General features: G+C 54.4%; 16 protein-coding genes. 7 read left to right on the top strand and 9 right to left on the bottom strand.

Annotated elements, in window-relative coordinates; translation table 11 throughout:
• Positions 1 to 11 precede the first annotated feature (11 nt).
• Positions 12 to 359 carry a nuclear transport factor 2 family protein gene (locus HBA55_RS14520; RefSeq protein WP_166992665.1) on the top strand — a complete coding sequence of 116 codons (348 nt, stop codon included), beginning with the start codon at positions 12 to 14 and terminating at the stop codon, positions 357 to 359.
• On the opposite strand, the gene HBA55_RS14515 is transcribed toward HBA55_RS14520, so the two are convergent.
• Positions 345 to 2,222, bottom strand: a complete 1,878-nt coding sequence (locus tag HBA55_RS14515; protein WP_166992662.1) for an ABC transporter substrate-binding protein — start codon at positions 2,220 to 2,222, stop codon at positions 345 to 347. The two genes, HBA55_RS14520 and HBA55_RS14515, sit on opposite strands and share 15 nt — an antisense overlap.
• A 249-nt stretch (positions 2,223 to 2,471) precedes the next feature.
• Complete coding sequence (locus tag HBA55_RS14510; protein WP_166992659.1) at positions 2,472 to 3,524, bottom strand: AraC family transcriptional regulator; 1,053 nt, start codon at positions 3,522 to 3,524, stop codon at positions 2,472 to 2,474.
• Between the two features lie 201 nt (positions 3,525 to 3,725).
• On the opposite strand from HBA55_RS14510, the gene HBA55_RS14505 reads away from it, so the two are divergent.
• The 5 genes from HBA55_RS14505 to cydB all read left to right on the top strand — a co-directional run bounded on the left by HBA55_RS14505 (position 3,726) and on the right by cydB (position 10,787).
• Positions 3,726 to 5,963 carry a TonB-dependent receptor gene (locus HBA55_RS14505; protein WP_166992656.1) on the top strand — a complete coding sequence of 746 codons (2,238 nt, stop codon included), beginning with the start codon at positions 3,726 to 3,728 and terminating at the stop codon, positions 5,961 to 5,963.
• A 109-nt stretch (positions 5,964 to 6,072) separates the two neighbouring features.
• The gene (locus HBA55_RS14500; RefSeq protein ID WP_166992653.1) at positions 6,073 to 7,671 is read left to right on the top strand and encodes a sulfatase family protein; all 1,599 of its coding nucleotides are present in this window, start codon (positions 6,073 to 6,075) and stop codon (positions 7,669 to 7,671) included.
• 144 nt (positions 7,672 to 7,815) lie between these two features.
• Positions 7,816 to 8,382, top strand: coding sequence for a GbsR/MarR family transcriptional regulator (locus HBA55_RS14495; protein ID WP_166992649.1), 567 nt, complete (start codon positions 7,816 to 7,818; stop codon positions 8,380 to 8,382).
• Between the two features lie 18 nt (positions 8,383 to 8,400).
• Positions 8,401 to 9,783, top strand: a complete 1,383-nt coding sequence (locus HBA55_RS14490) for a cytochrome ubiquinol oxidase subunit I (protein ID WP_420821501.1) — start codon at positions 8,401 to 8,403, stop codon at positions 9,781 to 9,783.
• Positions 9,780 to 10,787: a cytochrome d ubiquinol oxidase subunit II gene (gene cydB / locus HBA55_RS14485; RefSeq protein ID WP_166992646.1), complete on the top strand. Its 1,008-nt coding sequence runs from the start codon at positions 9,780 to 9,782 to the stop codon at positions 10,785 to 10,787. Before HBA55_RS14490 ends, cydB begins: the two co-directional genes overlap by 4 nt.
• 4 nt (positions 10,788 to 10,791) lie before the next feature.
• On the opposite strand, the gene HBA55_RS14480 is transcribed toward cydB, so the two are convergent.
• The 3 genes from HBA55_RS14480 to HBA55_RS14470 all read right to left on the bottom strand — a co-directional run bounded on the left by HBA55_RS14480 (position 10,792) and on the right by HBA55_RS14470 (position 13,942).
• Positions 10,792 to 11,097 carry a helix-turn-helix domain-containing protein gene (locus HBA55_RS14480; RefSeq protein ID WP_166992643.1) on the bottom strand — a complete coding sequence of 102 codons (306 nt, stop codon included), beginning with the start codon at positions 11,095 to 11,097 and terminating at the stop codon, positions 10,792 to 10,794.
• Positions 11,098 to 11,183: 86 nt separating this feature from the next.
• Positions 11,184 to 12,404 (bottom strand): MFS transporter, encoded by a 1,221-nt coding sequence (locus HBA55_RS14475; protein WP_166992640.1) that lies wholly within the window; start codon positions 12,402 to 12,404, stop codon positions 11,184 to 11,186.
• A 197-nt stretch (positions 12,405 to 12,601) separates the two neighbouring features.
• The gene (locus HBA55_RS14470; protein ID WP_166992637.1) at positions 12,602 to 13,942 is read right to left on the bottom strand and encodes an aspartate aminotransferase family protein; all 1,341 of its coding nucleotides are present in this window, start codon (positions 13,940 to 13,942) and stop codon (positions 12,602 to 12,604) included.
• A gap of 224 nt (positions 13,943 to 14,166) precedes the next feature.
• Here HBA55_RS14470 and HBA55_RS14465 point away from each other — a divergent pair, with 224 nt between their 5' ends.
• The gene (locus HBA55_RS14465) at positions 14,167 to 14,856 is read left to right on the top strand and encodes a helix-turn-helix transcriptional regulator (protein WP_166992634.1); all 690 of its coding nucleotides are present in this window, start codon (positions 14,167 to 14,169) and stop codon (positions 14,854 to 14,856) included.
• A gap of 99 nt (positions 14,857 to 14,955) precedes the next feature.
• On the opposite strand, the gene HBA55_RS14460 is transcribed toward HBA55_RS14465, so the two are convergent.
• From HBA55_RS14460 to HBA55_RS14445, 4 genes are all read right to left on the bottom strand, one after another.
• Positions 14,956 to 16,164, bottom strand: coding sequence for a multidrug effflux MFS transporter (locus tag HBA55_RS14460; protein ID WP_166992631.1), 1,209 nt, complete (start codon positions 16,162 to 16,164; stop codon positions 14,956 to 14,958).
• A gap of 62 nt (positions 16,165 to 16,226) precedes the next feature.
• On the bottom strand, positions 16,227 to 17,633 hold the full coding sequence (locus HBA55_RS14455) for an aldehyde dehydrogenase family protein (RefSeq protein ID WP_166992628.1): 1,407 nt from the start codon (positions 17,631 to 17,633) through the stop codon (positions 16,227 to 16,229).
• A gap of 247 nt (positions 17,634 to 17,880) precedes the next feature.
• The gene (locus HBA55_RS14450; RefSeq protein WP_166992625.1) at positions 17,881 to 19,170 is read right to left on the bottom strand and encodes an aromatic amino acid transporter; all 1,290 of its coding nucleotides are present in this window, start codon (positions 19,168 to 19,170) and stop codon (positions 17,881 to 17,883) included.
• Complete coding sequence (locus tag HBA55_RS14445) at positions 19,157 to 20,872, bottom strand: sulfatase family protein (protein WP_240946104.1); 1,716 nt, start codon at positions 20,870 to 20,872, stop codon at positions 19,157 to 19,159. Before HBA55_RS14445 ends, HBA55_RS14450 begins: the two co-directional genes overlap by 14 nt.
• Positions 20,873 to 20,926: the final 54 nt, after the last annotated feature.

The raw sequence follows: 20,926 nt of genomic DNA, 5'->3' as shown, positions 1-20,926 counted from the left end.
GGGCAGCCCGGATGCACAGAACCATAGCCGAATTCTATGGGCATGCAGACGCTCTCGACACTGAGGGTGTCTGCCTCTGTCTGGATGAAGACGTAGAGCTTCAGTTCTCCAATTCACCTTTAATTAAAGGTCGACAACAGGTCCGGGAGGTATTCTCTCAATTCTATGGCACCATCAAATCGATGAAGCACGACTTCGTCAGCGAATGGGAAACGAGCGGTACAACGCTGCTGGAATCCCGGGTTACCTATACCCGTGGCAATGGGACGGTGCTTTCGGTTCCCGCTTTCAGCGTGGTGGAATTACACAGGGAAAAAATTTCGAGCGTGAGAATCTTTGTGGATTTAAGCCATCTTTAATGGCTCTTCGCCCTCGACTTTGTTTTTTCCGGTTTTTTTGGCGCGGTAGAGGGCTTCATCCGCCGCCCGAACCAGATCGGTCACTGATGCTTTGCCCTGCGAGCCTGCAACCCCAAAACTCGCGGTGGTGTGGCCGACTTCTCCCAATTCCAGTACCTCGATGGCCTGACGCAGTTTGTCAGCCATCTGCCCTGCTCCTTCGGCAGCCGTATTCGGGCAGATAAGCAGAAATTCCTCACCTCCCCAACGGCCCACCGCGTCGATTTCACGGCTATTGTGACGCAGTAAATGGGCGATACTGGTCAGCACCTGGTCACCAACCAAATGGCCATAGGAGTCATTTACCGACTTGAAATTGTCCAGATCACACAGCACCACGGAAAATTCCACACCGTAACGCTTTGCCCGTCTGAATTCATGATCCAGAACATCATCCAAATGCAGCCGGTTAAACAGTCCGGTGAGCTTATCGGTCTTAGACAGCAATTCAATGCGTTTTTTGTCGGTAATATCCTGGCTCACCGACACAAAGCCACAGACCTCACCCCATTCATCCAAAACCGGATCAACATGAGAATCCAGCCAGTAGGTACTTTTGTCCTTCGCCTGACACTGTAGTATCCCGGACCAGGAGCGCCCCTTTTTGAGCTCGTTTTTCATCGCCTCCAAGGTTTCTGTGCCCAACTGAGGATGATGGTGCAGGCTGCTGTGCGTGCCGATCAGTTCCTCCTCGGTATACCCTGACAGGCGACAGAAAGCGCTGGATACGGCCGTAAACTTATAGTCCAGATCAGATTGCGTGGAAATCACATGCTGATCGACTATTCCCACGTGACGGGCCAACTGGGCATTGGCCTGATCCAGCTCTCTGGTGCGATTGCGCACCAGAGTCTTGAGCCGATGGGCGCTGCCCAGCAGCATCAACGCCGCCAACAGTAAGATTCCCGCCGCCCAGGTCATCACCTTGAACCAAAGCGGCAGACGGTACTCCTGATTGAGGTAATCATCGAGGATAACACCGTCATAACTGGCGTTTAGGGGAACCAGATTCTGCTGTTGATAGATGTCCGCAATACGTCGAAAACGACCTTCATGGGTATGCCCCACCTCCACCAGACCCGGCAGGATCATCTTTTTGGTTTGCTCCGCTTCGAATTGCAGACGTTCACGGGTCCTGCGCTCACTGTATTTGCTCTGGATCCATTCAATGACTTCCTGCGGATGCTCCAGTGCATACTGCCAGCCGCGCACGCTGGCCTGAAGAAAGCGCTCGGCACGATGGGGATCGCTGCGTACCACTTCCTCGCTGGTGAACAGCATATCGCCGTAAAAATCAATGCCGTAATTGAGCGGATTGATTACGTGTACCGCCATGCCCTGCTGCTGGTAGAAATAGGGCTGATCGGTGAGATAGGCAGACATTGCATCCACCTCGCCATTTAAGAGCGCGTTATCATCAAAGTTATGGGGAACATGGACAAAGTCATCATCAGCAATACCCAACTGGTGAAACATCGCCGTCAGAGTGGCATCGTCGATGCCTTTCTGAAACATAATCCGTTTGCCTTTGAGCTCAAAGGGGCCCAACAAATTATCCTGCGCCCGGGTCAACAGCACCAACGGGCTATGTTGGAAGATCGCCCCCAGTACCACCACCGGTTTACCACGCATACGATGCAGAATCAGGCTGGAGTCCGACACACCAAAATCGGCCTTGCCACTCAGAACTTCGTCCATAGGTGCCAAGGCCGGGTCCCGTTCGCGAATTTCCACATCAAAGCCGGCCTCGCTGTAGAAGCCCTTTTCTTTAGCCGCGTAGAAACCTGCGAACTGGAACTGATGCAACCACTTCAGTTGCAACACAACCTTTTCGGCGCTATTGACCGGAAGGGAACAACAAAAGAGGAAGATAAAAGCAGCCGAACAACGCTGAAGACGGTCCATGTTAACTGGGGATACCTCGACCTTGGACTAGTGGACAATGATACGCCAATAGGTCTCTGTATTATAGACGCTGGTGATCCACAATATCTGTGGATAAGTCTTTGGAAGAGCCTCGGAAAACACCGTCAGTGCCCATAGCTATGGGCGCTCCGCCGATATGTATAATTATTAACCAGATGGTTCGCTTTGCTGCCTGTAAGCCGTCAGAGACTCCCCGGTCCAGCGCTTAAAGGCGCGGGCAAAAGTCGCCGTATCGGCGAACCCCAGCGACAGAGCGATCTGCGTCGCGCTCATGTGAGGATCTTCAGCAAACTCCAGCGCCAGCTGTTTTCGACTTTCATCCAGCAAGTCATGGTAGGAACATTCCTCCTTTTTCAGTTTTCGCTGCAGGGTGCGAGGGGTCATATGGAAGGCCTCTGCCAGATCCTCCAGACGCGCACCGCCGTTGGCCAGCGCATCCAACACTTTGAGCTTGACCCTGGCCCGCAAGGTATCCTCAAGACCGCTGCGAGCCAGGTACTGCTCCACCAGCCTGTCCTGATGCTGACCCAGTTCAGCGTTGGCTCCCGGCAGCGGTCTCAGCGCCACCTCTTTGCTCAGCACCAGGCCATTACAGGGCGCATCATAGTCAATCGGAGCATTGACAAAATCCTGTAATTGCTGGGAAGCCGCGCTGGCGGGCAGCTGAAAAAATACCTTGAGCGGGGCAAAACCGGGGCCGTAGATCTCCCGGCAGATACGCAGCAAATAGAGAATCACGGTCACCGAAGGACCGGCGGATTTCACCTGCCGCTGATCGTCAAAGGTCAGGATAATGGAATCGTTTCTATCATCCAGGCGGAGATTGTAAGAACAGCTGATCACACGCCGGTAGCGGATCAAACGTTCCAGCAGTTCCAGCAGCGTCTGACTGGCATAGAGCCCAAAGCTGAGACCATGAAAGGAGGCGGGAGTAAGATTGGCGGCAACACTGTAGCCGAAGTCGTCCTGTTCCAATCGCTCGGCCGCGTGCTTCCAGACGTTTTGCATTCTGGCGACGGGCACCCTGGATTGAGAACTGAACACTCGCTCCAATTCAATGCCCGCTTCCCGAAACACGCTCTTGCTGTCTATACCGTAGGTATCCAAAGCCCTGGCGACCGCCAGCGCCCAACCGGATATGGACGAGCCATAGGCCGAGTCTTCCGAAGACAAGGTGTTGTTCGAAGAGGTAGTTGCCATACTTCCAGCTTAGCCCATCTGTTTTTATTCGTTTTTCGTATTTTAACCGGTTCTGTTTAGAGCCTGCTTTGCTTTAGACGACACTTTGTCGCATAGGGCATCAGGGCTGTCGTCTGGGGCAAAGTCACGACCGGCAGGTCTGTTCATACTCAATCCTCCGATCGAGATACCCCATAACAATATCCACTGGAGAGTTGAATCATGAAGCACAACCATCACCGTACCCTGTTGGCACTGGCTGTAGCCTGCCTTACCGGGGCCGCCGGCGCTGCCGAGTTCGCCCTGGAAGAGGTTGTGGTTACCGCACAGAAGCGTGCGCAGAGTCTGCAAGAAGTCCCTATCGCCGTCTCGGTTATGGGCGGCGACAAGATTGATAAAATGGGTGTTGCCAATCTGGAGGAACTGTCCGCTTTTGCACCCAATGTTCAGATCAATGAGGCTGCCACGCAACAGACTGTCTTTATCCGCGGTATTGGCTCCGGTGCCAACCATGGCTTTGAGCAGTCCGTGGGCACGTTTATTGACGGCGTCTACTTTGGCCGGGGTCGCTCCACCCGTTCTCCTTTTTTGGATATCGAACGTGTTGAGGTGCTCAAGGGGCCGCAGGGCGTATTGTTTGGCAAGAACACCATTGCCGGAGCCCTGAATATTACCAGCCGCAAACCCACCGACGAATTTGAAGCCTCCATTGCCGGCGAATATTTCGACGAAGCCGGCGAGTATGGCGTAACCGCCTTGATGTCCGGTGCACTGGGGGACAACCTCTATGGTCGCGTGGTCGGCAGAGTCGCTGGCATGGACGGTTATATGGAGAACACCTTTACCGGTAACGATGAGCCTGAAACCGAAGAAAGCGTTGTTCGCGCTACCCTGGTATGGGATGCCAGCGAAGACCTCCAAGTAACCTTCAAAGCCGAGACCGCCTCTTTTGACGTAGAAGGCCGCCAATCCCAGATTGTCGAAGCTGGCCCCTACGAGGATATCTACCGTTCCGTGGACCCCGCATTTGAAGATGAGCTGGATTACACCAAATCGGCGGGCGGTTCGGGCGCCTTTGGCGACGATTACGACAATACCGACACCAGCAATTTCACCCTCACGCTGAATTACAGCCTTGGGGAATATGAGCTAACAGCAATCACCTCCTACGTGGGTTTTGAGTACGACAACAATATCTCCGGCGACTTTGCTGCATTTGATTACGTGACCCAACGAAATGAACAGGAGCACAGCCAGTGGTCGCAGGAAATTCGTCTGCAGTCTCCCATCGGCGGCGACTTTGACTATATCGTCGGGCTCTATTATCAAACCGAAGAGTTACAGGTACTACAGAACTTTGATTTTGAAACCGCAGGCGCCCGTGCGCTGGGTATGCCCCTGCCGCCCTTTTCCGGCGGCCGTGTCACCGACTTGACTCAAGACACCGACAGCATCGCTTTGTTTGCCCAGGGCACCTGGCACCTGACTGAAAACCTGCAAGCCACGCTTGGTCTGCGTTATACCTCCGACCAAAAAGATCTGGACAAGGAGCAGTATCTGGTGGACTTTGGCACCATGGACCGCAATCCCAATGCCGCCCTGCCCTGGTCACCCCATGCCTACAACATTGATCGCACAGACAGTGATGTCTCGCCAACGTTGAACATTCAGTATCACGTTAACGAAGATGTCATGGTCTACGCCTCCTACGCCGAAGGTTTTAAAGCAGGCGGCTTTGATTTCGAAAACGCCTCAGGTTCGCTGGCCAGCGCCGAATTCGAGGAAGAAACCGTTACCTCGTTTGAGCTCGGCGCCAAAACCACACTGGCCGGTGGTGCCGCCACACTTAATATGGCGTTATTCCAGTCCACGTTTTCCGATCTTCAGGTCGCCGCATTTAACGGCCTGACATTTACTGTGGGCAACGCCGCTGAATCCGTAACGCGGGGTCTCGAACTCGATGGCCAGTGGCGCTTGAGCGAAAGCCTGACTCTGGGCGGCGCTATCGCCTGGCTCGATGCCGAGTATGACAGCTTCGATAACGCCTCCTGCACCGCGGCCTTGCAGACCTCAAGCGGACTGGGTGGAGGCTGTATTCAGGACCTCTCCGGTGAACCCCTGCAATACAGCCCCGATGTGGCCGGCAACCTGAATCTGGAGTACGTTCGCAGTGTGGGTAATAGCCTGGAGCTGAGCGCCAATCTGGACATTAACTTTACCAGCGGCTTCCACACAGCACTGGATCTGGACCCCATTGCCGAACAAGGCGGCTACGCCAAAGTCAATGCGCGTATTGCCCTGGCAGAAGACGGCAACTGGAGTCTGGCACTGGTGGGTAAGAACCTGACGGACCGACGCACCTCCACCTGGATCAATGACGTTCCCGTCGCCCGGGGAGCCTTCTTTGGCTTTATTGATCCGCCTCGTACTTTGGGTATCCAGGGCAGTTTGTCCTTTTAGACGGTTGTTAACGTCTTTGCATTCTTGACAACGAGTGAACCTCGTTTGGCTCCGGGAATACCCCGGAGCCTTTTTTTCAAACTATAATTCGGTAATGGGTGTCCCGGTTATGATGGTTTTGGCCCGGCTCAAGAAGCCAGCAACTTTTTCTTCGGTTGTGTTTCTGCCTCTATTTGTCTGCCTGTTTGCCGCGTTCAGCGCGGCCGCAGGTGGCGAGGCAAAACGCCGCCCCAACATCCTGTTTATTCTCACTGATAACCAGGCGGCCTCCCTGATTGGCGCCTATGGCAACCGCGATATCAACACCCCAAATATTGATCGTCTGGCAGCCGAGGGGGTGAAATTTACCAATGCCTTTGCCGTGAACGGCATGTGCTCGGCCACCCGCGCCACTTTGATGACCGGGCTGATGCCCTCGCAACACGGCGTGCATAACTGGCTCGACGACGCCATGCTGAAACAATGGCCGCGAGACTGGTCGGCCGTGGCCGAGTACCGCACGCTGCCCTGGACGTTGCAGGAAAGCGGCTATCAGACGGCTATGATTGGTAAATGGCATCTGGGTCAGCCCTGGAAGCCCTCCATTGGCTACCAGCACTGGGTTACCTTTGCCGACGGTCACACCACCGACTTCTGGGACAACCAGGTGATCGACAACCAACGCCAATACCGCGTAAGAGACCGCCACATCGTTGACTACTTCACCGACAAGGCGGTTGAATATCTGGACGATTATCAGGGTGACCAACCCTTCTATCTCCAGCTTAACTACGATGGCCCCTACGTGAATCCCCCTACCAATATGGGTCCGGCGCGCAATCGTTTTTACTCCCAATACCTTGAGCAGGATTTTAAGTCCTTTCCTGAATCGGACTTTCACCCCAACCTTGAGCAGCAAGAAAAGGACTTTAAAGCGCAGGGCCAGGAATCCGCGTTTCTGAATAAAATTATTAAGATGTCTCGTCAAATGCACGGCGACCAGACCACCCGCGCCAACATCGCTTCGCAAAACACTCTGGTGGACGATGGTGTTGGCCGCGTCATGGAAGCCCTGAGACGCAATGGACTGGATGAAAACACGCTGGTGGTGTTCTCTACCGACCAGGGCAATTTCTATGGCCAGCACGGGCTCTGGACTCACACCGTGATCACCACGCCGTCAAACCTGTACGACACCGCCATGCGAGTGCCGCTGATTTTCTGGCATAAGGGCGAACTGGCGGCCGGTATCGAAGAGGCCGCCATGATCGGCCAATACGATATTCCCCGCACTCTGCTGGACTATGTTGGCCTTGGAAAGGTACCGCTTCAGAACAGCCCGGGCCAAAGCTTTGTTGAGACGTTGCGGGGACAGCAACACCGCGGGCGTGAAGCCGTCTTCTTCGAGCAGGAAGAAACCCGCGGAATCCGTACTCAACGTTTCTCCTACTGGAAGCGTCTGGACGGAACCGGACAACCCGAACTCTATCACCTTGCCAATGACCCCCAGCAACAACGCAATGTCATTGGCGATCCGCAGTTTGCCAGACAGGTCCGTCAGCTCGATCAACAGCTGGTGGAATTCTTCCAGCGTTACAGTGACGAACAATACGATCTGTGGCGCGGTGGTGTCGCCAAGGGTTCGGTGGCACGACCGGAGACCTTCCAGGCACTCTACGGCGAAGATTGGGCCCCGGTGACAGAGGTGAAGCCCGTTTATCACCCCTGAGGCGTACAAACCGTTCATACGCCCTGCCAAAGCTGATGAAAAAGCCCGTAATCTCGGGCTTAACTCTTAAAATCATTGACATACCTCAAATAATCTTTATTATTTTCAGAAATTTCTGAAAATTCAAAATTAAATTAACACTGAATGAATATATCCCCCAAGAGCCAGGCCTTTGTCCTGCACTTTGGTGAAATGGGCAGCCGCTGGGGCTTTAACCGTACCGTTGGCCAGATGTTCGCCCTGCTAACCATCCATCCTGAGCCCCTGAACGCCGATCAACTGGCCGAAGCCCTGACCATCAGCCGGGGCAACGTTAGCATGGGCCTTAAGGAACTGCAGGCCTGGCGCCTGGTGGAGCGGCAGCATATTCCCGGTGACCGTAAGGAATATTTCACCACCTCTGGCGATATCTGGGACCTGGCCCGGGTGGTGTTTGAAGAACGGCGTAAACGCGAACTGGACCCTACCTTGACCTTGCTGCGCTCCCAGCTGCTTGAAGCCCCCCAGGACAAGCAGGAAGCCTACGCCCAGGAAAAAATGCAGGAGATCTATGAACTGCTGGAGCAGATGAACGCCTTCGCCAACAGCCTTAATAACCTCCCGCCGCAACAACTCAAGGTCTTGATGTCGTTGGGTGCGGGCATAACAAAACTACTGGACTTTAAGAATCCACTTAAAAAAAGCGACGACAAGAAAAACGGGGAGGAGTAACACCAATGAGAGGTAGCCATGCTCGAAACACTGCTGTTCAGCAATTTACTGTCTGACACATTGATGCTGTCCCGCATTCAATTTGCGGCCAACATCAGCTTTCATATTCTCTTTCCCACCATCACCATCGCACTCTGCTGGATACTGCTGTACTTCAAAGTGCGATTTGACCTCAGCGGCAACCCGGTATGGATGCGCGCCTACCGCTTTTGGGTCAAGGTGTTCGCCCTGACGTTCGCGCTCGGCGTCGTCAGTGGTATTACCATGTCGTTTCAGTTTGGCACCAATTGGCCGGGTTATATGGAAACCGTGGGCAATATTGCCGGCCCCCTACTCGGCTACGAAGTGCTGACCGCATTTTTTCTCGAAGCCACCTTCCTCGGCATTATGCTGTTTGGCATCAAGCGGGTACCCAACCGGGTGCATACCTTTGCCGCACTTATGGTCGCCATTGGCACCAGCCTCTCTGCCTTTTGGATTCTGTCACTGAACTCCTGGATGCAGACCCCCACCGGTTTTGAGATGCGCGATGGTGTTGCCTATCCCACTGATTGGTGGGCGATAGTTTTTAATCCGTCCTTTCCCTACCGATTGGCGCACATGCTAATCGCCTCCGGTTTGACTGCCAGTTTTCTGATGGCGGGAATTTCTGCCTATCGAATCCTAAAAGGCGATCCCAAACAGGCACCCAGAGTGGCGCTGCGCACTGGGCTGGCAATAGCCGCCGTGCTGACGCCGCTGCAGGTATTTGTTGGAGATCTTCACGGTCTCAATACCTTCGAGCACCAGCCTCAGAAAGTGGCTGCCATGGAGGGCGTATGGGAAACTGAAAACGGCGCGCCGCTATTGCTGTTTGCGCTGCCCGACGAAGCACAGCGCCGTAACCACCTGGAAATCCCGGTGCCCAAACTGGCCAGCCTGATTCTCACTCACAACCCGGATGGTGAGATTCGCGGTCTCAATGAATTCGAGGGCAACCACCCTCCGGTCGCGCCGGTGTTCTTTGCCTTCAGAGTGATGGTTGGCATCGGCCTATTGATGTTGGCCTGTGCCTGGGTGGGCAGTTGGCACCTCTGGCGCAACCGGGTATCAAGCCCCTGGATGTTAAAAACCGTGGTTGCCATGACTTTTTCTGGATGGATAGCCACATTGGCTGGTTGGTACGTGAGCGAAGTGGGCCGTCAGCCGTGGCTGGTTACCGGTGTACTGACCACCGCCGACGCCGTTACTCCCGTGGCACCGGCCAACGTTGGATTGTCATTGCTGATGTACCTGGCGCTCTACGCCTTTCTGCTTCTCGCCTATCTGCACACCATTCGCCTGATGGCGCGCAAGGCCGTACAGGTGGAAGAATTTGAGACCGCTGAAATTGTGCACTTTACCGAAGGAGCCAAAGCATGAATCTCGATGCCGATGTCCTGGCGACTGTTTTTGTGGGCCTGATGGGCCTGGCGATTCTGGTTTACGCCATCCTGGATGGCTACGATTTGGGGGTGGGTATATTGTTGCCTGTCCGTGCTGATCAGGAAGCTGATCGAGACACCATGATCGCCTCGATCGGTCCCTTCTGGGACGCCAACGAAACCTGGCTGGTGCTGGCCGTGGGCATACTGCTGATCGCCTTTCCCAGTGCCCACAGTTTAATCCTGACTCAGCTGTACCTCCCGGTCGCGGTCATGCTGGCGGGTTTGATCCTCCGTGGTGTCGCCTTTGATTTTCGGGCCAAGGCCGCCCTGGACCACAAGCTCGCCTGGGACCGCACGTTCAAAGCCGGGTCCCTCATCACCACCTTGAGTCAGGGTTATATGCTGGGCATCTACGTCACCGGCTTTCAATGGAACTGGGCCAACCAATTGTTTGCCCTCATAGCTGCACTGGGAGTGAGCGTCGCTTACAGCTATATCGGTGCCACCTGGCTGGTATTAAAAACAGAAGCCGATCTGCAAAGACGAGCCGTGCAGTGGGCACGCAGCGCCGGACGCATCACCTTTCTGGGCGTGGTCAGTGTCTGCCTGACCAATCTTTGGGTTAATCCTCATGTCTTTGATCGCTGGTTGCAAATGCCCTTGGCCATGTTCGTATTGTTGATACCAATGCTCTGCTTTTTGGCTCTTCTTGGAAATGACATGCTGCTCAAGCGACTGCCCAAGGCCGGCGACCGACACTGTGGTGTGCCTTTTGCGCTGGTTATTTTGGTGTTCGTGTGTTGCTTCAGTGGCCTCGCCTTCAGTTTCTTTCCTGAGGTGGTACCAGGACAAATGACCATTTGGGAAGCGGCCAGTGCGGCGGAGTCCCTGCAATTTATTTTGATAGGCGCTTTGGTGGTAATACCGGCGATCCTGCTCTATACCGCCTTTTCCTACTGGGTCTTCCGGGGTAAAACCACGGAGCTGCATTACCATTGATGGATCAGGTGATTGAGTCCAGAGGGTAGTCCAACAATTCGCAGATACGCCTGATGTTGTCTTGAATCCACTGGGGGTTCACCGCCCCCCAGTCGAGTATGCGATAACAACCATCTTTGTTTGCTCCCTCGAATCGGCACTGGATATCCAATTCGTGCAGGGCGCTGATCGTGTCCTGGGCGGTACGCCGTGGCATATCCGTCACGGCGATGATCTTGGGCACCGTGTTGATCCCTCGCTCAATCAAATAGGCCAGATAGAGTCTGCGGTAAAAGCTGGTTTTGGTTTTGCTTGGTTTATTATCGTTCATATTGTGAGCAAGCCTGTTTAGGGGTTTCTAACCGGCGAGCTGGTCATTATGCCCCTATGTGGCGGTGCTCTACAATGTTTGCTGTTTTATGCCAGTGAACTTGCTGTGCCGGTCGGGTGGCTGCGGGCGTAAGCGCGCAACCCCGGTACCAACATAACTGCCGCGACCATAAACAAGGCAATGGCTATGCTATTGATCAGGTCGTAACCACCCGCACCCAGCAGTGATGCCGCCACTGCAGGCCCGACGGCATAGCCCAACATCTGCAGTGCGACGCCTATCGCCACTACCCGTCCGCGAACATCATAACTGGCGAGCGTGGCCATCAGATACGGCATGGTGAAGTTCCACAGGAAGTTAAATACACAGACGCCTGCGGCGTACAGGAACACGGTGGGAGTGCCGAGTATCAGCGCGATACCAAAAGCGCCTCCGATAATGCCAAACAACAGTGGCAGAAGCCTGCCAAAACGAACTTCAAGAAACACAGCCAGCATCGCTCCGGCAATACCAAGGAATTGTGACACAGTAAGGGCATTGGCAACGGTTTGTTCGGAGATTCCGGCTTCCACACCGACGAGGAACATATAAACCCAGACAATGCCAATGGCGAGGTTATAGGCAAGCACGCCACCCAGCGCCGTCCATTTATTGAATGGGGAGATAGTGACTTCATCAACAACGGCATCTTCGTGGTGGGTTTGGTCAGAGCAGGGCAACTGAGAAACAAAGAGCAGCCCCGACGCGCAGAATACCCCGAAGAAGAAAAGCACACCGGCAACACCCACCCAGTGAAATGCAGACGGCATGACAAGCAGGCCAATGGCGCCATAAGTCAGCACACCGGCAATGATATAACCCATATTGCGTTCGGCACGTTGGGTCAACCCCATCATTACAAAGGTAATGCCGATCAGGCCACCGGAACCAAGGCCGGTCAGGTAACGCATGGCCGACAGTTGTGTGGCGTCGACCAACGTCAGGGAGAGAAAGTTACCCACTGCGGAGATGATGAGAAACAGCGCCGCCATGGTACGCCAGTTAAAGCGGTTCAGTACAAAGTTGAGGCCGATGGCGGTCGTAGCAAGTCCAAACATTTCAGCCGAAGCGATCAAACCGGCCTGTTCTTCGCTGAATTTCATATATTCCACCAGACCCTGCACATAAGCAGGTTGGAGGATAAACATGCAAGGTCCAATGACGGCCAGAAACACGATGGCGATGATGGAACCGGTGCTGTTAACGTCCGTGCGGGTGGATCGATCACCCAAATACCCCTTTAAAAAACCCTCGGAATGCTCTGACATTGTCTTTGCCCCATTTTTTAAAATAATTATTAAAATTGTTGTGACACTTACTTAAGTCAATTTGGCACGCTTCCCTGTAGCAGCAGGCTCTGAGAGCCTGGCCCGCATTAGCGGGTACCGCGACTTAGGCTAACATCGCCCTCGGAGCGGGCTGCTACAGAAAAAGGCCAATTGATAATTGGCCCAATATCCGCCTTTTAAACGTCGACTTCGGTAAAGGCTTTATCCAATGCAGACACCAGTTCATCACAGTGCTCCTGCGTATAAACCAGCGGTGGCGACAGGATGATTTTGGTTCCCACCGGGCGAACCAGAACACCTTCACTGCGTGCCACAGCAGCCACCTGGTTGGCAAAGCCGTCCGTGGGGTCAATGGGCTGGCGGGTCTGCTTGTCAGTGACCAGATCAATGGCGATCATCAAACCCTTGCCGCGTACTTCACCTACAGATTTAAACCTCTCGGCGAAAGGCTGGAGTTTATCCTGCAGATAAGCACCCTGTACCTTGGCGTTTTCAGGCAGGTTCTCTTTCTCGACAATATCCAGTGCCGCCAAACCGGCCGCACAGGCAACCGGGTGGCCAGAATAAGTATAGCCAGTCATGATCACGCCGTTAAAATCCGCATTGGCGTCCCAGGCTTGTTCCATACGCTCATTGATCATAACAGCGCCCAGTGGGATATAACCGGAAGAGATACCCTTCGCCAGACACATCATGTCCGGTGCCACACCCCAGCCACGGCTGCCGAACATATTGCCGGAGCGACCAAACCCGGTTACCACTTCGTCAGCAATCAGCAGAATACCGTATTGGTCACAGATTTCGCGGACCAGTGGCCAGTATTTTTCGGGCGGAACAATCACACCACCAGCGCCCATAATGGGCTCGGCAATAAAGGCGGCGATGGTATCCGGCATCTGGTGTTCAATTTCCCGGATCAACTGATCGGCACAGAGCTGAGCCAACTGATCGGGGTCTTCGCAGTTCCACGGATTGCGGTACAGCCAAGGAGCGTCAACATGAATCGCACCATTGAGCAATGGCTCGTAGTTACGACGGAAAACATTGAGGCCGTTGACGGAGGCGCCACCAAAGTGAACACCGTGGTAAGCGTTCTTGAGAGAGATAAATTTCTTGCGGTCGGCCTCGCCATTAAGGATGTGGTACTGGCGCGCCAGTTTCATCGCGGTTTCAACAGAATCGGAGCCACCGGAAGTAAAGAAGGCGCGCTTCATGTTCTCCTGAACCGTCATGCCCACCAGCTTGGCGGCCATCTCGGTCGCACGTGGATGAGAGATGCCGTCGAACAGTTGGAAGTACTCCAGCTCGTCCAGCTGGTTCATAATGGCCTGCTTCATCTCCGGACGATTGTGGCCTACATTGACGCACCAGAGCCCGGCCACGCCGTCCAGCAGCTGCTTGCCATTGTCGTCTTTAATGTAGACGCCGTCGCCGCTTACAATGTGGATGGGCTCACGCTGCTTCATCTCATTGGGGTGCAGCATGGGGTGCCAGAAGTCCTTTGAGTACTCCGCCATAGGGTGTCTCCGCTGTTTCAGTAGGGGTATGTATCAGGTGTTGTTATCGGATGTTCTATCCAGTTCGAGGTACAGACTAAGGGGTTTGCCGATAGCCGGGTATCATTCAAAAAGATGAGGATGGGACAGCAGTCTGTTGCCATACCAACTGATGGGAAAGCGCCTTTATTTCAAGGGGATATCGTGATAAAACTAGTCAAATTGCGAACTCCTGCGGAGCCCTAATGGAATTTCCCAACGAATTTCAAAACCAATGCATAGCCATGGTGAAGAAGCTGATCGACATCAAGGCGGCGCGTTTTCTGATTATTGACCCCCATATGCACAAAAAGGGGTTTGTGGGATTCAATGTGGAAAAGAAAATGGAGGAGCAATACCACAAGGAGCTGGAGCATCTTGACCCGATGCATCAGTCAAATTTTGAAAACACAGACGAAACGGTGATCAGCAGCAACACCGTTATGCCTCACAAAAACTGGCTGAAGACTATTTTTTACCAGGATTTTCTCAAGCCCTACGGCTATGTACATGTGGCCGACACCTTCTTCCGTAACCACGGCAAAATTATTGCGATCCTGACCGTCCTGAGGGACGAATCCATGCCGGAATTTTCAAGCGAAGATCTCAATATGTTGCGCAAGGTGCAGCCGTTTCTGGAGTATTCGCTCAACAGCATTTACATGCCGGCGCGAATTTCAGAGCGGGAATATGTGCGGGAAACCTACGACCTCACCAACCGCGAGCTGGATGTATTGGAGTATGCACTGACCGGTGCCGACAACAAAACCATGATCAAACATCTGGACATGAGTCTGCCGACGTTAAGAACTCACCTGCAACATATTTATCAGAAGGTCGGCGTGCACTCCACCAGTGAGTTGATCGCAAAAATTTTGCGCGAGCTGAATCACTGACTCAGTCTGGGTGGTTAACCTGTAGGGTGGACTAGGCGAGCGCCTACTTTTGGAATCCAGGACGTGCAATATCCAAGCTTATTGGTGGATTACGCTTCGCTATTCCACCCTACGCGATTCGGCCCAGGCCAATAACAACATTGCCAATAGCGACGTTAACAGAAAACCCATGACCAGCGGCGTCACACTGTTGTCGTAGACACGCCCGATACCAATAGCCACGGGCACGGAAATAATGGTGGACACCGAGCCCACGATAGACGCTCCCACACCCGCAATGTGCCCCAGGGGCTCCATCGCTGCCGCGTTCATATTGCCAAACATTAACCCCGTGCAGAACAGCGTAATGGTGAAGTACACCAGCAGCGTCCATAGTGGCGGATGACCGGCGGTATATAGCGCGTAGAGACCGTAGCAGCCCCCTACCACAATCATCACCCGAGACGACCGGCGCATGAGCGTTTGCATACCGCACTTCATCACCAGTCGCGCATTCACGTAGGAGGCACTGCCGATGGCCAGCGCAAGCAGGGCAAAGATCAGGGGAAACAACTCAGCCAATCCGTACTGCCCGGCCAATATCTGCTGCGACGTACTCAGGTAAGCGATAAATGCACCGGAGCAAAGTCCGGCCATCAAGGTGTAGGCAACAGAAATCGGGTTGGTCAAGACTTCATGGGCTGCTCTGAATATCAGCCCCACGGAAAACGGGCGCCGCTTGGAAGAGCTCAGGGTTTCCGGCTGACGCCAATTAAACCAGACCAAGACCAACAGACCGACGGCCAGGAATACGGTGAAAATGGCACGCCAGTCGGCAATCAGCAGAATTCCCTGCCCCAAAGCAGGAGCCACCATGGGCACCAGAATAAAAACGCTCATGATAAATGACATGACCCTGGCCATTTCCCGGCCTTGATATTCGTCGCGAATGAGGGCGATGGTGATGACTCGGGGAGCGCCTAGTCCCAGTCCCTGCAGCAGGCGTCCCAGCAACATGGTGTCGAAGTCTGTCGCCAACAGACTGCAGACACAGCCCAACATAAATAATATGATTCCGATGTTGGCGGCCGGTTTGCGACCGATGCTGTCAGACAGAGGGCCATAGAACAGCTGCCCCACCGCCAGACCGATAAAAATCACCGAGACAATCAGCTGAACATCGTTGGGGTCCCGGGCACCCAGTTCCCTCCCCATATCCGGCAGTGCCGGCAGCATGGCATCGATCGTCAACGCCACCAGCGATGTCATGATCGCCATCAGCGTTACGAATTCAGCGAACGGAATATGCCCCCGGGAGGTGTTGGACATGAATGGTGCCTCGACTGCTTACCGCGAAAAAACCGAGGCATCATACCAAAGATCGGCCCCTTTTATTTGGGAATATGCATGGACTGGGTGGTGGTGTATTCCTCCAGACCTTCAATACCGAACTCGACGCCGATACCGGAGTTCTTGACCCCGCCAAACGGAATGTGGGGCAAGACCTGGCCATGGCCGTTGATCCAGACGCTGCCGCTGTCGATCTGCGCGGCCACTTGCTTCGCTTTGTCGATATCGGTAGACCAGACAGAACCGCCCAGACCAAACTCAGAGGCGTTGGCCCGTTCAATCACATCGTCGACGTCAGTGTATTTGATGATCGGCAGCACAGGACCGAACTGCTCTTCATCCACCAGACGCGTACCAGCGCTCACATCCGCCACCAGCGTCAGTGGGTAGAAGAAGCCATCGCCCTCCAGGGGTTGGCCGCCACAGAGCACACGGCCACCCTGCTCCCTGGCATCGTCCACCAGTTCGCAGACATAGTTGTACTGCTTGCGATTCTGCACCGGACCAAAAATATTGTTCTCATCCAGGCCATTGCCCATTGGCATGTTACTGGCGATGGCGGTCAGCGCCTCGCACAGCTCATCGTACTGTGACTCGTGGACATAGAGACGCTTCAGAGCTGCGCAGGTCTGACCGTTGTTGATAAAGCCGCCCCAGAAAATGCCCTCGGCCATATCGGCGATATTGGCGTCCGGCAGCACAATACCGGCATCATTGCCACCCAGCTCAAGGGTCAGTCGCTTCAGTGTCTGAGAGGCAGCCGCCATCACATGTTTGCCAACCGGCGTTGATCCGGTAAACACCACTTTATCAATACCCGGGTGATCCGGCAGCCCGTGGCCGGCGTCGCCCGTTACTATGTTTAAAACGCCCGGCGGCAGCGCCTCATTGAGAATCTCCACCATCCGCACTGTACTCAGCGGTGTGTTTGAAGCGGGCTTGATCACCACCGTACAACCGGTACGCACGGCGGGTGCCAGGTGCCAGATGGCAATCATCAGAGGCCAGTTCCATGGAGTGATGGAGGCAACCACACCAACAGGCTTACGCAACAGCAGCGCTTCGCGCTCGTCGCTGTCTTCCAGTGTTTTGGTCTCCAGGCTCATGCCGGCCGTGGCACGTAACCAACCGATGCATCCTTCGATCTCAAACTCCGAACCCAGGCCCTTGAGGGGCTTACCCTGCTCCTGCGTCAGCAGCCTTGCCAGCTCTGCGGCATTGGCTTCCACAAAGTCCGCCATGGCATTGAGGGCATTGACACGGGTTTCGTCCGAGGTTTTGGACCAGCTCTTAAACGCCTCGCGAGCCGAGGCTACCGCATTGTCGACTTGCTCGGCGGTGCACTGGGGTACCGTGCCCACGACCGCTTCCGTGGCTGGGTTTATGACATCGATACGCTGTTCTGAGGTTGCTTTTCTACCACCGATAATGGCTTCGTAGTTGATCATGTGTTCACCTGTTCACTCTCTGAGTCGGTTCCGCCGCCTGCGGAACTATGAGTCTTACCTTACTGGCGGGACTGACAACGGGATATCATCTAAAACAATGAGCCCGGCCACAGGCTACCAGAATGACCTGATCTCACTGCGACAAGGGCTATTCATCGCGCGCCATGTGCGTATCCAAAAAAAACCGATGCGCCCCGTTAGGGACGGCACCGGTTTCAGGAGAGACCGATTGCCTTGGGGAATTCAATTACCTGCCGTAAACCGGCAGGAATTCCAGCATGGTGAGCAGATCGGCAAGGATGTAGAAAATGCCGAGCAGCAGCACCAAAGCCGCCACCGCCGCCGACCCTCTGCCCACCGGGATATTAAAGTCTTTAACTCGACGGCAGCGCAGAATCATCAGCGCCGGGATAATGATCGCCGCCACCGATAACGCCAGTCCGGCGTAGCCGATGGCGTGAATAAACCCATTGGGAAAAGCCGTCGCCATCACCAGCGGAGGTATATACGTCAGGCTCGCGGTTTTTAATCGTCCGCTTCTGTCATCCGTCCACTTAAAGCGGTCAGCAATAAAATCGAACAGCGCCAGGCTCACTCCCAGGAAAGATGTGGCCAGGGCAAAGTTGGCGAAACCTCCGAGCCAGCGCGATAGCTGATCCGACTCCACCGCCCCCGACAGCGCCGCCACCAACGCACCCACATTGCCGCCGTCCTCCATTAGGGCGCGAAAGCCCGGGCGTGGAATCTGGCCAAACACCAACAGCAGCCAGACCAGATAAACCCCCAACACCAACAGAGACCCGACCCACAAGCTGCGGCGGATTTTGATCGGGTGGTGGCCATAGTATTTGACCAGACTCGGCACGCTGGTCTGAAATCCAAAAGAGGTCAGGTAGAACGGCAAGGCTGCAAAGGCAAACGGATAGAGTATCCACTGCTTATCTGCGCTCAGCAGTATCTGCTCCACACGCGCTGCAGGTGCCAACTCTGCCATCGACAGGATAAACGTCAGCAGCATAGCCAGCAGCAACACGCTGGTCACCCGGTCCACCGCCGAGGTGCTTAACCAGACCACTGCGCCCAACACCAGCGTAAACAGCAGGCCGGACATCCAAGGTTCGCTCGACCAACCGAAGGATTGATTCAGCGTCAGGGTCACTATTGAACTGCCGCCGCTGATGTAGGCGTAAAGCAGTATGTAGAACACGAACCCTAACAACGCGGTGTTCACCAGATTCCAGCGCACTCCCAGAATGTCGTTTACGAAGGTCGAGAAGCTGGCCCCGGCCCGGTAATGAAGGTTAACCCGCAGAATAAACAGGGACACCTGCAGCATGCAAAACCAGGTCAACAATGCCACTGGCAAAGACCAGCCGAACCACATGCCGGAAGAGACAAACGGCAGGCTGAACATGCCCGCCCCGACCGCCGTGCCGGTGACAATGACCGTCCCTCCCGCCAGCGAACCTTTTGCCTTGTGAGCGGTTTGCGGCTGCTCCGTCGTAGCGACGGAGGCCGGCGACTCAGCGGGACTCACGGACCAGTCCCTCTCGCGGCTGAAACTTAATGTAAGTGGGTTTGTTTGGATAAGCGGTGGCGTTGTCCGGCTCAGTAATCACCTGGTTGCGCTTGCGATAGGCGCGATGATCCGAGATCAGCTGCTTGAGAACATCAGGATGCGTTTGGTTAAGCGGCTGACTCTCGGTCGGGTCATTTTCAAGGTGATACAGTGACCAGCGGGAATCCCCCCAGGGCGCACGCACCTTAACGGCCTTCCAGGGCCCCCGGTACACCGCACCGTGGCCAAACAGTTCAAAGCTTACCGATTCATCCTCGCCATAAACCCGAGTGTGTTTTCCCTGTAACCATGGCAACAGTGAGCGGCCCTGGGGAGCGTGGTGTTGTGCATAAGAGTCGTCAGGCAAAGTCACTTTCGCCATCGACAGAAATGTCGGCACCAGGTCCAGTATGGAAGCAAACTCGCGTTTGACCTGTCCCCCCGTTGTGGATGGTAATCGCACAATGGTTGGAGTACGAGTGCCCCCCTCGCCTGGTAGAAATTTATGGTGGCGCAGGTGTACGCCGCCCGCCTGTGCCCAGCCCGGGCCGTAGAAGGTGTAGGAGTTCTGGTGGCCAATATTTTCCAAACGGTTGTCAAAGTTGGCAGCAATCCAATCTTTGTAGATGGCTCGTTCGCTTCGGTCATAGGGATCTGTGCCATTATCGGAAAAGAACACTATCACGCTGTTATCGTAAAGGTTATATTTTTTGAGATAAGTCACCAGGCGACCGATATTGGCGTCCAGGTTATCCACCATAGCCGCATACACCGCCATTTTGCGAGCTTCCACCTGCTGTTCGCTGGCGGACAGACTGTTCCAGGCGGGTACCTCTTGCAGACGTTGCGGATAAGTCACATCCGGCCCTATCAGCTTTTTGCTTTGCATCCGTTCAAAGCGTGTGCGACGTAGCCTGTCCCAACCTGATTGATAAGTATCGCGATATTTCTCAATCAATGGGGCCGGTGCCTGCAACGGCCAGTGGGGGGCGGTAAACGAAAGATAAGCGAAGAATGGTTTTCCGTCCTCTCGTTCGCCGTCAATCTGTTTGATAAGTTCATCGGTAAACAGATCGCTGGAATAGCCCTGCGGCCGCTCGGTAATTTTACCGTTGCGAGTGTAAGTGCCCTTCGGCTGAAGTGCATTGGCGCCGGTGCTGTCAAAATGGGCAGCTGTGCCGTTGAGCAAGGCAAAGGTTTTTTCGAACCCCCTCGCAAACGGACGCTGATCCTGCTCATAACCCAAGTGCCACTTACCGGACAAATAGGTATGGTAGCCCGATTGCTTTAACACCGTAGCAATAGTTTTGACACGGTGGTTCAGGTAACCCACATAGCCCGGCAAGCCTTCATGATGAGGCAGAAGATCTTCCGCCATGGTGCCCATGCCATTCAGGTGGTTATCCACGCCGCTCAGAATCATGGAGCGTGCCGGAGAACAACTGGCCTGGGTATGAAAGTTGGTCAGGCGGATTCCGTTATCTGCCAAAGCATCCAAATTAGGAGTATCGATCTCGCCACCAAAGGCGCCAATATCCCCGTACCCCAGATCGTCTGCGAGTATCAGGATAATATTGGGTTTAGACACCGTTTCGCTGCCTTGAGCAGGGAGCGAAACAAGCATCGACGTCATAATCGTCAGCAGCAATGACAAAAACGGCGTTCTGGCGATAGGTTTCATCAAAATGGTTTACCTTTTGTATTTTTCACAATCACGTATCGGCTCAATCCTTAG

Source organism: Pseudomaricurvus alkylphenolicus, assembly GCF_011683955.1.
GTDB classification, from domain to species: Bacteria; Pseudomonadota; Gammaproteobacteria; order Pseudomonadales; family Cellvibrionaceae; genus Pseudomaricurvus; species Pseudomaricurvus alkylphenolicus.
This window is presented reverse-complemented; position numbering and strand designations above follow the sequence as displayed.